This window comes from Aeromonas popoffii, assembly GCF_037818705.1.
Classification (GTDB): Bacteria; Pseudomonadota; Gammaproteobacteria; order Enterobacterales; family Aeromonadaceae; genus Aeromonas; species Aeromonas popoffii.
This window is the reverse complement of the sequence record NZ_CP149129.1, coordinates 4,508,881-4,522,186: the sequence shown is the minus strand read 5'-3', so window position 1 is coordinate 4,522,186 and position 13,306 is coordinate 4,508,881. Positions and strand designations below refer to the sequence as shown.

13 protein-coding genes are annotated in these 13,306 nt (G+C 60.9%); 5 read left to right on the top strand and 8 right to left on the bottom strand.

What is annotated here, in order from left to right:
• Positions 1–22: 22 nt before the first annotated feature.
• Positions 23–937, bottom strand: a complete 915-nt coding sequence (locus WJM78_RS20985) for an ABC transporter substrate-binding protein (protein WP_212512551.1) — start codon at positions 935–937, stop codon at positions 23–25.
• 133 nt (positions 938–1,070) lie between these two features.
• On the bottom strand, positions 1,071–2,135 hold the full coding sequence (locus tag WJM78_RS20980; RefSeq protein ID WP_212512550.1) for a porin: 1,065 nt from the start codon (positions 2,133–2,135) through the stop codon (positions 1,071–1,073).
• A gap of 218 nt (positions 2,136–2,353) precedes the next feature.
• Here WJM78_RS20980 and glpX point away from each other — a divergent pair, with 218 nt between their 5' ends.
• Together glpX and WJM78_RS20970 are read left to right on the top strand one after the other, a co-directional pair.
• A complete protein-coding gene (glpX, locus tag WJM78_RS20975; protein WP_042038400.1) occupies positions 2,354–3,364 on the top strand; it encodes a class II fructose-bisphosphatase in 1,011 nt (336 codons plus the stop codon).
• Positions 3,365–3,547: 183 nt separating this feature from the next.
• Positions 3,548–3,799, top strand: a complete 252-nt coding sequence (locus WJM78_RS20970) for a YkgJ family cysteine cluster protein (protein WP_042038401.1) — start codon at positions 3,548–3,550, stop codon at positions 3,797–3,799.
• A 102-nt stretch (positions 3,800–3,901) separates the two neighbouring features.
• Here WJM78_RS20970 and WJM78_RS20965 read toward each other — a convergent pair whose 3' ends face one another.
• The 4 genes from WJM78_RS20965 to hemC are packed head-to-tail and all read right to left on the bottom strand — an operon-like array spanning position 3,902 to position 7,832.
• The gene (locus WJM78_RS20965) at positions 3,902–5,065 is read right to left on the bottom strand and encodes a heme biosynthesis HemY N-terminal domain-containing protein (RefSeq protein WP_042038403.1); all 1,164 of its coding nucleotides are present in this window, start codon (positions 5,063–5,065) and stop codon (positions 3,902–3,904) included.
• A gap of 10 nt (positions 5,066–5,075) precedes the next feature.
• Entirely contained in the window at positions 5,076–6,125 is a 1,050-nt protein-coding gene (locus WJM78_RS20960) for a uroporphyrinogen-III C-methyltransferase (protein ID WP_339011704.1), read from the bottom strand.
• Positions 6,122–6,856: a uroporphyrinogen-III synthase gene (locus WJM78_RS20955; protein WP_339015962.1), complete on the bottom strand. Its 735-nt coding sequence runs from the start codon at positions 6,854–6,856 to the stop codon at positions 6,122–6,124. Before WJM78_RS20955 ends, WJM78_RS20960 begins: the two co-directional genes overlap by 4 nt.
• 46 nt (positions 6,857–6,902) lie before the next feature.
• A complete protein-coding gene (hemC, locus tag WJM78_RS20950; RefSeq protein ID WP_339015960.1) occupies positions 6,903–7,832 on the bottom strand; it encodes a hydroxymethylbilane synthase in 930 nt (309 codons plus the stop codon).
• A 324-nt stretch (positions 7,833–8,156) separates the two neighbouring features.
• Between hemC and WJM78_RS20945 the strand changes: the two genes are divergently transcribed.
• Complete coding sequence (locus WJM78_RS20945) at positions 8,157–10,631, top strand: class I adenylate cyclase (protein WP_339011701.1); 2,475 nt, start codon at positions 8,157–8,159, stop codon at positions 10,629–10,631.
• A 183-nt stretch (positions 10,632–10,814) separates the two neighbouring features.
• Here the strand turns inward: WJM78_RS20945 and WJM78_RS20940 are convergent, their stop codons facing one another.
• A complete protein-coding gene (locus WJM78_RS20940) occupies positions 10,815–11,468 on the bottom strand; it encodes an alpha/beta hydrolase (protein ID WP_212512545.1) in 654 nt (217 codons plus the stop codon).
• Positions 11,465–11,779 (bottom strand): iron donor protein CyaY, encoded by a 315-nt coding sequence (cyaY, locus tag WJM78_RS20935; protein WP_042038410.1) that lies wholly within the window; start codon positions 11,777–11,779, stop codon positions 11,465–11,467. The genes WJM78_RS20940 and cyaY overlap by 4 nt, the downstream gene beginning before the upstream one ends.
• Before the next feature lie 73 nt (positions 11,780–11,852).
• Between cyaY and lptM the strand changes: the two genes are divergently transcribed.
• Positions 11,853–12,029: an LPS translocon maturation chaperone LptM gene (lptM, locus tag WJM78_RS22855; protein WP_219927913.1), complete on the top strand. Its 177-nt coding sequence runs from the start codon at positions 11,853–11,855 to the stop codon at positions 12,027–12,029.
• A gap of 19 nt (positions 12,030–12,048) precedes the next feature.
• The gene (gene lysA, locus WJM78_RS20930) at positions 12,049–13,299 is read left to right on the top strand and encodes a diaminopimelate decarboxylase (RefSeq protein WP_339011697.1); all 1,251 of its coding nucleotides are present in this window, start codon (positions 12,049–12,051) and stop codon (positions 13,297–13,299) included.
• Positions 13,300–13,306: the final 7 nt, after the last annotated feature.

Genomic DNA, 13,306 nt, shown 5'->3' with positions numbered 1-13,306 from the left:
GGTCCATGGGCGGGCTGTGTGGTCACTTGCCCTGAGAGCCTTGATTGTCGGCAGATGTCAGCTGTTTGCCCAGAACCAGCCGGGGGGCCGGATCCGTTTGCAATGGAATGTCTTGCAGCGGTGTGCCCTGCAGGTTGCGGTGGATGATGTTGGCCGTCATCCGGCCCAGGGTTTCATAACTGCTTATGGTGCCGACGGTGCAGCCGTGCTCGACAAATAGCTCGGCGCTGCAGATGGTGGGGATGCCCCCTTCGTTGAGGGCGGCCAGCAACTCGGGGGCGATGGAGAGCAGATAGCTGTCGGCGGCCAGGAAGACAATGCGCTGGCGGGCATCCTGTTGCAGGCGCTTGAGCTCGTTGGCCAGCCGCCGCTTGTCAGGCGCGATGCGCCAGGTGGCGAGATCCCATTGATAGCGTTTGGCTTCGCGCAGCAGCAGCTCACCGGTCAGCAGGGTGTTCTGTTCGCGGGGGTTGAAGGGCAGCAGCAGTCCCTTGTCGGTGGGCAGGTGCTTGCGGGCGTTGGCGAGCTGGAGCGCCATGGGTACCAGGTTGCTGGTTCCGGCCACCATCCGGTTTTCCGCCTGATCTTCCGACAGGATTCCGGCCCCCACGGGGTCAGAGACTATGTTGAAGATCAGTGGCTTGCGCTCGCCGAGCAGGCTCTTGACCATGGTTGTGGCCGTGGTCCCGAAGCTGTAGATGTAGTCGTAGCGGGCGAGGGAGGGCAGCAGTTGCTGGCGCAACTGGGTCGCGAAGGCGGCGCGATCCTGATTGGCGTTGAAGGTGACGAAGGTGGGTTGATGGCCGAGCCGGATCAGCTCGGCGCGAAAGCTCCGCTCGGCATCCGTTTCGCCGCGCCACAGCACCATGGCGATGGTCAGCGCCTGAGCGGGAAGGGCGAGCAGCAGGCAGCAACAGATGAGCAGGCGTAACGGCATGGTGATCTCCTCTTCGTGGTTCTGTTGAGCCTAGATCATGGGCCGGACTGCAGCTGGCCTGTCTCCCCTTACGGGCCAACAAAAAACGCGCCGGCATAAGCCGGCGCGTTCTGTTGTTGACTGAGAGCCGAGATTAGAAGTCGTAACGGGCCGCCAGCTGGAAGTCATCCTTGACGTTGAGCTTGCCGCTCTCCTGGCTGTCCAGGTTGTTGATGCGGTACTCGCCGATGACGCGCAGGTTCTTGTTGAACTTATACTGGGCGCCCAGGGTGTAGTAGTCGATGGAGTCGTAGTTGGTCTTGCCGTCCTGCTCCACCTTCTGCTTGTTCCACAGTGCCATCAGGCCGAAGCCGTTTTCGAAGTTGTAACCGAGCGCCCCTTCCCAGCCAGTGTGATCCTTGCCGGTGGCCAGAAAGTCGGTGCCGTCGGCGTAGCTCAGGGCTGCATAGACGGCCTTGTTGTCGTACTTGGCGGAGAGCAGCCACAGCTTGGCATCCTTTTCCTCGTTCTTGTCACGGATACCCACGTTGTAGGCGGTACCCAGCGCCAGGTTGAACGGGAAGGTGTAGGCCACGGCGGCGCCGTAGGCGGCATCGCTGTCCTTGCTGGTGGTCTCTTCGGTGTCACCGCCATCGAACTTGTAGCTGGTGTCTACCTGGAAGCCGTTGAACAGACCCGAGTACTTCAACACTGAACCGGCGCGGTTGGTGGCGAAGGTGTCTGTCTTGGCACCGAGGGCCTCGTTGCCGTAGCCATCGGAGAGGGAGACATCAGTCCAGTCGGCCAGCAAGCCAGGGGCCCCTTTCTGGCGACCGAAAGTGATATTGCCCCAGTCGGCGCCGACACCGGCGAACGCCAGACGGGTGCGCAGGTTGTCGGAATCCTCGCTGATGGTCTTCTCGCTGTCGTTGATGTACATCTGCACTTCGTACTGGGCCAGCGCCTTCAGTTGGCTGTTGATCTGGCTATCCACCTTGGCGCCGAAGCGGACAAACTGGTTGGCGCCCTGCTTGTCGCTGTACTCCTGGGTGCCGTTCGGATGGGCGGTGTCGACCCCTTCCTTCTTGTCACCGAAGAACTGGCCGGCGTAGATGCGGCCGTACAGATCCAGGCTGGTGGTGTCATTTTTGTAAACTTCAACGGCTTGCGCCTGGAAGGCCGCGGTGAGAGCCAGTGCCACTACAGTCAGCTTTTTCATCTTAATTCCTTGTGTTGCAAGCTTTGGTTTTAAAGACGGGGCCATGCTAGGTGCGGGGAATGACAGCGGGGTGACACCCAAGTGACGTGTCGGTGGCGATTTGATGTCAGTTTGGTGAAGGGCCGTGATTTATTTGACGATCCGCCACTTTTGCGCGCAAAGGTTTGCCCTTGTGATAGAATGCCGCCCGTTTTCGAGCTCCAAAGGTTGGATATGCGATGAGACGTGAACTGGCAATCGAGTTTTCCCGAGTGACGGAAGCGGCTGCACTGGCTGGCTACAAGTGGCTCGGACGTGGTGACAAGAATATCGCCGATGGGGCGGCCGTAGCGGCCATGCGCCATATCCTCAATCAGATCCAGATCGATGGTGAGATTGTGATCGGCGAAGGTGAAATTGACGAAGCCCCTATGCTCTACATAGGCGAGAAGGTAGGCACGGGTCTGGGCGACGCCGTGGATATCGCGGTCGACCCGATCGAAGGTACTCGCATGACCGCCATGGGCCAGGCCAACGCCTTGGCCGTGCTGGCCGTCGGCGACAAGGGCTCCTTCCTCAAGGCGCCTGATATGTACATGGAAAAACTGATCGTGGGTCCCAAGGCCAAAGGTGCCATCGACCTGGATCAGGCCCTCGAGCTGAACCTCAAGGCCGTGGCCAAGGCGCTTGGCAAGCCGCTCTCCCGCCTGACCGTGATCACCCTGGCCAAGCCGCGTCACGACAAGGCGATCAAGGAGATGCAGGGGCTGGGCGTGCGAGTGTTTGCCATCCCCGATGGTGATGTTGCCGCCTCCATCCTCACCTGTCTGCCGGACAGCGAAGTCGACATGCTGTATGGCATTGGCGGCGCGCCGGAAGGGGTGATCTCGGCGGCGGTGATCCGCGCGCTGGATGGTGACATGCAGGCTCGCCTGATGCCCCGTCACAAGGTCAAGGGTGACAGCCCGGAAGTGCGTGCGTTGGGCGAGCAGGAAATTGCCCGCTGCGAGGCGCTCGGCATAGACGTGAGCAAGGTGCTCAAGCTGGAAGACCTGGCCAAGAATGACAACGTCATCTTCTCGGCAACCGGCATCACCAAGGGTGATCTGCTGGATGGCATCACCAGCGATGGCGTCATGGCGACCACGGAAACCCTGCTGATCCGTGGCAAGTCACGCACCATTCGTCGCATCAAGTCGATCCACTTCTTGGATCGTAAAGACAGCGTGGTGCGCGATATCATTCTCTGATGAGAATGGGTTGAACCTGCCATTGCAACATGAAGAGCCCGACCGCTGCCGCTGTCGGGCTTTTTGTTGTCTGCGGGCTGACACTGCCTCCGACTGGCGACTATTTCACGGGCGCAGGGGATAAGGCTAAGGGGAATCGCAGCCCTTTGATAGACTGGTTCGCCACGCTCAGGAAAGCGTTACATGGAATGTCGTCAAGGTTGTGGAGCCTGTTGCATTGCTCCCAGTATCAGCAGCGCTATTCCGGGTATGCCCGCCGGCAAACCGGCCGGGGTACCCTGTGTCCAGCTCGATGTGCGGCTGGGCTGCAAGATTTTCGATCAGCCGGATCGCCCTCTGGTGTGCCGCGGTTTTAGACCCATGCCGGATGTGTGCGGCTATCACAGGGAGGAGGCCATCTGGCTCATCGGTGAGCTGGAGCGGTTGACGGCATAAGCCAGAACTGGTGTTAATCCGGGTAAAAAGAGAGATGAACAGATAAAAGAGAGGCCGCAATAGCGGCCTCTCTTTTTTGTGCTGTTGGCACAGGGGTAAGGATCAGATGTCGGCCAGTTGCAGGGCCTGACGATAATACTCGTTGGCCTTGTTGGTGAGCCGGCGCTTGTCCATTACCTGGCCGAGGGCGTTGTAGATGGCGGCACTCGGTGCTGTCTCCACCGCCTTCTCCAGCAGTCGCTGGGCTTCGTCCAGCTGACCGGCCAGCAGATAGATCTGGGCCAGCGCCGCTTCTGCGGCCGGTTGATCCTGGATCTTCTGCAACAGGGTCAGCATGGGCTGGTAGTTGTCGAGCTTGAGCCTGGGCAGGCGAGCCAGCAGTTGGGGGGAAACCTGCTTGCGCAGCGCATCCAGCCAGAGCTCGGCAGCCTCCTGGTCGGCGCCGAGCTGGCGCAGTCGATCGCCATAGCAGGCCAGCAGATCCGGATCCTGGCGCAGCTTGCGCGGCAGTTCCTGCCAGACAGGGCGCAGGGTTTCGAGGGCGCCGCTGGCGCTCTTGAGCCGACCGCGCCAGGCCTGATGCAGCAGAGCTTCTTCCTGTTTGGGGGTCAGCTTGCCCACTTTGTGCAGGGCGGGAATGAGGTCGATGAGGGCCGTCCACTCCTCGCGCGCCAGGTGTACCTGACGCAGCTGATCCAGCACCATGGGGTGGCGTGGATTGAGGGCATAGGCGGATTCCAGCATGGCCAGGGCCGTATCGTACTGGCCTTGCTCAATCTGCAACTGGGTCTGGGTCAGGGTCAGCGCCAGCTCGGCCTTGGGGTGCTCCTCCTGCGCCTTTTGCAGGTATTGATCCCGGCGCACGTCATCGCCACGTGCCTGGGCGGCCTTGGCGGCGCTCAGGTAGTTGAGCAGCGGGGTATCGCTGTTGCTGGCCCCCTTGAGCATCAGCTTCTCGGCCTGGATGTAGTGACCTTCGGCCATGGCCAGGGTGGCGGCTACCGTCTGCTGGTTGGCCTTGCGGCGCCGACGGGAGCCGAACCAGCCCAGCGTCTTGCGACGCAGGCCGAACAGCCGGCCCAGCACCCACTCGACGATGAGTAGGGCGGCATAGAAGAGCACGGCCAGGATCACGGCGCTGGTGACCGAGGATTCCACCGTGTAGTTACCCAGGGAGATCAGGACATACCCCTTGTTGCCGGAGGCTTGCGGGCCGAATATCAGCCCCGCCACCATCACGGCCACCAGAACAATCAGACGAATCATGGTGCCCTCCTCAGTTGCTGGCCAGAATGCGTTGCAGGCGCTCGTTCAGCACCTCTTCCAGCATGGCTTGGGTCTTGAAGCGATCCGGATAGTCGAACTGGATCTGCTCACCCTTGAGCTTGTCCAGTTCGGTCTGCATGTAGTGGGTCGCGCTGTTGTCGGTATCGAAATACTGGGTGAGCCAGCGCTGTGCCTTCTCCAGACTGTCGTCATACAGTGCCTGCTGCTCGCGGTAGACGGCGAACTGGGCTTGCAGCAGCTTGGTCTTGAGGTTCTCGCGCAAGAAGATCTCCTGCTGCGGGGAGAGCAGGGCCTCCACGCCCCCATCGCGGCGACGTATGGTGATGAAGTTCTCGGTGAACTTGAGCCAGTTCTTCTTCAGGTTGCTTTGCCACTCGTCCGGGTTGGTGCTGACGGCCTGATCCGGTTCGATTTTCGCTTCCGGCATATTGACGGTGGAGAGCGGCAGCAGCTCAATCTGGTCGGATAGCGCTGCCAGTTTGAGCGTCAGCCCCTCACGGTCGATGCGCGGCATCCCCTTGAGCTGGGCTATGTCTGCCGCCAGCGCCTTGCGGATGGGCATCAGGCTGGGGTCGTTGAGCGCCTTGATCCGCTCGTCGGCATTGCCAAGCAGTGTGATAGCAGAGATGAGGTCATGCTCCAGCCACAGCTTGCGGCCCGCCATGCGCACCAGGTATTCGGCTTCAGCCAGCATCCAGTCGTTGGGGCGCTTGTCGTTGAGATCCAGCACCCGGTTCTGCAAGTCCTTGAGCTCGTCTTGCAGCAGTTGCTGCTGCTTGCCGAAAGCTGCCAGCTGTTCACTCTCCTTGCTGTTGCTCTGATCCAGCTTAGCGATGGCCCCGGCCAGTTGCAGCTTGAGCTGATCCAGTTCCCCCTGCTGGGCCACCGCAATCTTGTGGCCGTGCAGGTAGAGACTGCCGGTCAGGCCGAGGGCCAGCAATATGGCCACGCCACCCAGCAGGGTGCCGGGACGGCTCTTGCCGCCGTTGACCACTGGGGTCGGCTGGGGCTTGACCTGGGATTCTTGTTGTTCAGTCATTCCATCTTCCTCGCTTCCAGAGCAGCCGTCAGGGCCTGGTTGGATGCACCTTGGGCAATCGTGATTCGGGTAAAGCCCGCCGCCTCGGCCATCTCGGCTACGCGGGGGCTGGGCACCACCAACAGGCGGTCATAAAGCCAGGGCTGCTGCTGACTGGGCACCAGTTCCAGCAGCCGCTGCAACAGTTCGCCACTGGTGATGAGCAGGCTGTCGAGCCCGGTCGCCTGCCAGTGGTGAGTCAATGCTTCCCCGTCCAGCTCGGGGTAGTGACGCTCATAGGCTGCACAATAGTGCACCAGAGCACCTCGTGAGGCCAGCGTCCGGGCGATGAGATCCCGACCGCCATTGCCGCGCAGGATCAGCACCCGCCTGCCGCTCACCTGTTGCAGGGCGGGCAGGGCCAGTAGCCCTTCACTGCGCTGATCGTCCGGGCAGCTCGCCGCTATGCCTGCGTCAGCGAAGGCGTCCGCGCTGGCCTGACCGACCGCAAAGTAGTCAATATGTGGCCAGGTCTGACCAGTTTGCAACAGAAAATGATGAGTAAAATTAACTGCATGCATGCTGACGGCTATGACTATGTCAGCCTGGGGCAGCAGTTCGGGCAGGCGAGAGAGTTCGCTGCCCGCCACGGTTTCCAGCAGCGGACAGCAGAGCGGTGCGTGGCCGTGCTGGCGCAACAGCTGCACCAGCTCGGCGGCCTGAGCGGTCGGACGCACCACCAGCGGGACCATCAGGCAGCGCTCAGCGGGTGTGGCCATGACCTGGCCCGGCCCGCACTCATGCCCGGTAGACCTCGGCCAGGATGACGTCGGCGCCGGCTGCCAGCAGACGCTGGGCCAGGGTGTGGCCGAGCGCCTCACCGTCTGCCAGCGGGCCGCGGATCTCGTCGCGGATCACCTGACTGCCATCCGGGCTGCCCACTAGGCCGCGCAACCAGACCTCATCCCCCTGCACCAGAGCATAGGCACCGATAGGCACCTGACAGCCCCCTTGCAGGGCACGGTTCATGGCGCGCTCGGTCAGCACCCGGATCCGGGTCTCGCGGTGTTCGAGGGGCGCCAGCAGGGCGTGTAGCTCCTCATCATCGAGTCGGCACTCGATACCGACAGCCCCCTGGCCGTTGGCGGGGAGACTCTGTTCCGGTTCGAGGAAGGTGGTAATGCGGTGCGCCATCTTCAGACGCTTCAGGCCGGCGGCGGCGAGTATGATGGCGTCATATTCACCGGCATCCAGCTTGGCGAGACGGGTATTGACGTTGCCGCGCAGGTCGCGGATCACCAGATCAGGGCGTACTGCTCGCAACTGGCACTGACGGCGCAGGCTGGAGGTGCCGACCACGGCACCCTGCGGCAGCGCGTCCATCTGGCTGTAGCGGTTTGAAACGAAGGCATCGCGCGGATCTTCGCGCTCGCAGATGGTGTGCAGACCCAGTCCCTCGGGGAACTCCACCGGCACATCCTTCATGGAGTGGACGGCGATGTCGGCACGCCCCTCCAGCATGGCGGTCTCCAGCTCCTTGACGAACAACCCCTTGCCGCCCACCTTGGCGAGAGGGGTATCCAGGATCTTGTCACCCTGAGTGCTCATGGGTACCAGCTCGACCTGCAACTCGGGGTACAGGGCTTCCAGCCGGTCTTTGACGAAGTTGGCCTGCCACAGGGCCAATGGGCTCTTGCGAGTGGCAATTTTCAGGGTTCGGGCTGCCATATCAATCAGTTGTTTCATCTTTAGAAGGAAAACGATCTTACCACCCTTTGCAGGGGCTTTCATGGCGTAGCCAGCAAAAGCGGGGCCAAGCTCAAAAAGAGGGGTTGAAAATGATTTTCATTAAGTAGAATAAATTTATTAATGCATTGAATTTATTAATTTTTATTGCTTTCCGTTGATACTGTTAAGCAGTGAGTCATAAATAATCCAGTGATTCAGTGCGGGCTTGTTTACCACCGCTGTTTGCATTGTTAACATGATCACACTTTTTTGACGTCTTCCCCGTTTTGGTGCGTCATTTCTTACCTCGGTATAGGCAGGGCATTGCTGGTAAAACTCGATACGCTGGTGGCGCGCTACGACGAACTCAATCGTCTCAAGACGCAACGGGCGTTAGGTCTCATGAGTCGCTACGGGCAGCAGGTCTTCCAACTGCTGCCCGTCATGCTGCACTTCAATCATCCCCTGTTGCCCGGTTATGTGGCAGGTGATGTGCCCCACGGTATCTGGAGTTTTACCGCCAACGAGGCCCAGCAGGCCTTCATCCAGGATCTGTGCCAGAACGCCAACTGCCAGAACGGCCTCACGACCCATGACAAGTCGATTCAGGGGCTCTATTCCATGGGCAGCACCTCGTCCATTGGTCAGTGCTGCTACTCGGATCTCGATATTTGGGTGTGCCACGTGGCCGGTTTGTCGCAGGAGCGGCTCGAGTTGCTGGATCTCAAGTGCCAGCAACTCTCCAAGTGGGCCGAGCAGCGTGGGGTCGATCTCAACTTCTTCCTGATCCCCGAGGACAAGTTCCGCCAGCGCAACGATGCCCAGATGCAGGGGGAGAGCTGCGGTAGCGCCCAGCACCTGCTGCTGCTCGACGAGTTCTACCGCAGCGCCATGCTGATCGCTGGCAAGCGCCTGCTCTGGTATCTGGTGCCGGCCGAGTATGACGATCACTACGACGAGTACGTGAACGGCCTGTTTGCCCACGACAAGCTGAGCCAGGACGATTGGCTCGATCTTGGTAGTTTCAACCGCATTCCCGCCGAGGAGTACTTCGGCTCCGCCTTGTGGCAGCTCTATAAGGGCATCGACTCCCCTTACAAAGCCGTGCTCAAGTCGGTGCTGATGGAGGCTTACTCCCACGAGTATCCCAATACCCGCCTGTTGTCTGTCACCAGCCGCGACTGGTTCCAGCACAACGAGGGCATGCACTACCGGCTCGACAACTACTGCCTGATGCTGGACAAGGTGACCAACTACCTCAAGTCCATCGGCGACATGCAGCGGCTGGATTTGGTGCGACGCTGCTTCTATCTGAAAGTGTGTGACGGCCTCAGCCATCCGAAGGAGGATCACTCCCCGGCCTGGCGCCGCGAGCAGATGACCCAGCTGGTGGCCTACTGGGGCTGGAGTCCGGAGCGGCTGCATCATCTGGATCACCGCCAGGAGTGGAAGGTCGAGGACGTCAAGGTGGCCCACGCCGAGCTGCTGGAAGCCCTGATGCAGAGCTATCGCAATCTGATCCAGTTTGCCCGGCGCAACAACATCAGCGAGTCCATCAACCCGGAAGACATCGGCATACTGTCGCGCAAGCTCTACGCTGCGTTCGAGAGCCTGCCGGGCAAGGTGCAGCGCATCAACCTGACCATAGCGCCGGATCTGAGCGAACCGGATCTCAGCCTGGTGCAGGTGCCCCATGGCCGCCTTAACCGCGCTGGCTGGTATCTCTACAAGCACTCCCTCGAACCGGTGGATATCATAGGCCGGGCACCGCTCGAATATAACGGCTACATCAGCAAGCTGGTCTCCTGGGCCTACTTCAACGGTTTGCTGACGCCCCAGTCCCGGGTACACCTGTTCAATCAGGGGTCGGATCTGCACATCGACAATCTGCACCAGTTTTGTCGTGACTTGTCCGGCACCTTCCCGGTCAAGTATCCCCGCGCCACCAACCTGGCCCTCAGCCGTCCGTGCGAGATCCGTCAGCTCTCCATCTTCCTCAACCTGGAGACGGATCCGACCAGCCACTGGGTGGGTCAGGTGATCGAATTCGACGCCAATGCCGCCGATGTCTTCTCGTTCGGCCGCAATCTGGAGTGTCTGGTGGGATCGGTGGATCTGGTTTATCGCAACTCCTGGAGCGAGATCCGCACCCTGCACTTCCAGGGTGACGAAGCCGTGGTGGATGCCCTTACCACCATACTCGGCAAGATGCACCAGGACGCCGCCGCCCCCGAGATGATAGAGGTGTTCTGCTACAGCCAGCACTTCCGCTCCCTGGTGCGGACCCGTTTCCAGCAGCTGGTGGCCGAGTGTATCGAGTTGCGCCTCGCCCGTGACAAGCAGCAGCTGGTCAAGACGCTGGCGCTCGGCCGCGAGAAGTACGGCATCTTCTTCGAGCGGCGCGGGGTGTCGGTCAAGAAGCTGGAAAACGCCATCGATTTTTACCGTCACATCTCCCACAACAAGCTGGATCACCTGCCGCTACGACTCGACAAGACTCACAGCCAGCACCTGCCCGGTATCGTCGACTCCTATGCCAGCGAAGGGCTGGTGCAGTTCTTCTTCGATACCCGGGATGCGGGTACCAACATCTATATCCTGGATGAGGCGAACCGGGTGGAGATCTACCAGCATTTTGCCGGTAACAAGGATGAGCTGGTGCAGGGGGTGAACCGTTTCTACACCTCCAGCCATGAGCGTTTCAGCGATGCAGGCCAGTTCAGCAACTTCAACCTGCCACAGTACTACGAGATAGTGCAGGTCAATGGCGAGCTCGAGGTGATCCCCTACCGCAGCTAGGGACAGCTGCGTGACGGTGCAGGCCAGGCCCGTGAATTGGGCTCGGCGACGGGGTAGCGCCAGAGGTCGGGCATGGGGTTGGCGACAAGGCAGCCGGCATGGCCCTCTTGCTGATACGGGTCTTCGAACCTGCCGAATAAAAACGGCCTGCAGATGCAGGCCGTTTGGCTATCCGGAGCCTGCTCAGTGCGCGAGGCGGGCCAGCAGCCAGCTGCGGATGTCGTCAAGCTGCGGGCGACAGATCTCGTGACGCATGGGGTACTCGTGCCACTCGAGGGTCAGCCCTGCTGCTTCCAGCTTATTCTTGGCGTCCCAGCCCATGGAGAGGCTCACCACGTCATCATAGATGCCGTGCATGTAGCAGATGGGCAGGCTGCGGGCGGCCTCGCTCATCTCCGCCAGGAGGGCGTCGGGCGCCGCCAGATAGGTGGACATGCAGAGCAGCCCGGCAAGCCGTGCCGGATGACGCAGGGCAGTGAAGGAGGCGATGACGCCGCCCTGGGAGAAACCGGCCAGCAGAATACGCTCGGGAGCAAAGCCTTCGGCCACCAGCTGATCCAGCAGGGCGGCGATACGATCGGCAGATTCACGCACATGGGACTCCACGGCGCGATCCACCGGATCGTCGAAGCTCTTGATGTCGTACCAGCCGCGCATCTTGTAGCCCATATTGATGGTGATGGCGCGTTCGGGGGCATCGGGCAGCAGATGACGCACCGGCAGGTCGGCAGGCAAGTCCAGCGCATCCACCAGCGGTGCCAGACCCGCGCCGGAATCCCCCAGCCCGTGCAGCCAGATCACGGCGTGGCGGGCGTCCTGCGGATATCGGTCGATCATGGGAATACCACTGCCTCACCCGCCTGGGTGGTGCAGGCCTTGGTCAGCAGGGCCTTGAGCTCATGGCCGAAGCGGTTGTCTATCCAGGTTTCCCCTTGCAGCTCGAAGTGGAAACCGTTCTCGCGGGTGGCGACCCAGATCTGGTGCAGGGGCTCCTGCTTGTTGATGATGACCTTGGTCCTGTTCTCGAACGACAGGGTCAAGACCCCGCCGGCGCGTTCACAATCAATATCCGGATATCCTGCGTCGACAGTGTCTTCCACATATTGGAAAAAGGCGTCGGTCAGGGCGTGATACTCGTGATCCTTCATCGGTTTATCCTGTTGCTTTTAACAATGTGAGTGCGATTATAGAGGGCCAAAAAATTTTTCGCAGCGAACCATTATGATTACCCAGCTTACCAAGTGTCTGCTTGCCATTCCTCTGTCTCTTGGTTTGGCCGCATGTGGCCTGACGGGGCCGCTTTACATGCCGCCCCCCCAGCAGCCCCAGACCCAGAATACACCGCAAGCACAGACGCCTGTGACCGCCGAGGCCGCCCCAGAGGCCGCGCCGCAATAATTTAGGAAGGAACCGCCCCTTGGATCACTTTAACTACGACGCCGACGGCCAGCTTCAGGCCGAACACACCTCGCTGCAATACCTGGCCGAGCAGTACGGCACTCCGCTGTATGTCTACTCCCGCGCGACCCTTGAACGCCACTGGCATGCCTTCGATCAGGCCGCTGGCGATATTCCCCATCTGATCTGCTATGCGGTCAAGGCCAACTCCAACCTGGCGCTGCTCAACCTGCTTGCCCGCCTGGGATCGGGTTTTGACATCGTCTCCGGCGGCGAGCTGTCGCGGGTACTGGCGGCTGGCGGCGATCCGGCCAAGGTGGTCTTCTCCGGTGTGGCCAAGAGCGAAGCCGAGATGCAACTGGCGCTGGATAAAGAGATCTTCTGCTTCAACCTGGAGTCGGAAGCCGAACTGGAACGGCTGAATCGGGTGGCGCGCAGCATGGGCAAGAAAGCCCGGGTCTCGGTGCGGGTCAATCCGGATATCGATGCCGGGACTCATCCCTATATTTCCACCGGCCTCAAGCAGAACAAATTCGGTATCCCCATCGAGCAGGCGCCCGCCATCTATCGCAAGGCGGCGGCTATGGCCAACATAGAGATCAAGGGGGTGGATTGCCATATCGGCTCCCAGCTCACTGAATTGACACCCTTTATGGAGGCGGCTGACAAGCTGCTGCGATTGATCGACGAACTGGCGGCAGAAGGCATCCAGATCCATCACCTGGACGTGGGCGGTGGGCTCGGGGTCAACTATGGCGCCGAGCAGCCACCGCACCCCACCGAATATGCCGAGGCGCTCAAGCAGAAGCTGGCGGGCCGGGATCTGACCCTGCTGTTCGAACCGGGCCGCGCCATCGTCGCCAACGCCGGTGTGCTGCTGACCCGGGTGGAGTACCTGAAGCCGGGTGAGACCCGCAACTTCGCGCTGATCGACGCCGGTATGAACGATCTGCTACGCCCCTCCCTCTACGGCGCCTGGATGAACATCATAGAGGTGGACAGCCGCGCGGCCCATGAGCTGGCGCTGTACGACGTGGTCGGCCCTGTGTGCGAGACGGGTGATTTTCTCGGCAAGGAGCGCTCCCTCGCTATCGCTGAGGGGTCCCTGCTGGCAGTGCGTTCGGCCGGTGCCTATGGCTTTACCATGTCATCCAATTACAACACCCGTCCGCGCGCGGCCGAGGTGCTGGTGGATGGCACGCAATCCTTCCTCATCAGAGAGCGCGAGCAGTTGGCCGATCTCTGGCGCGGCGAGCATCTACTGCCCTGATAGCAGG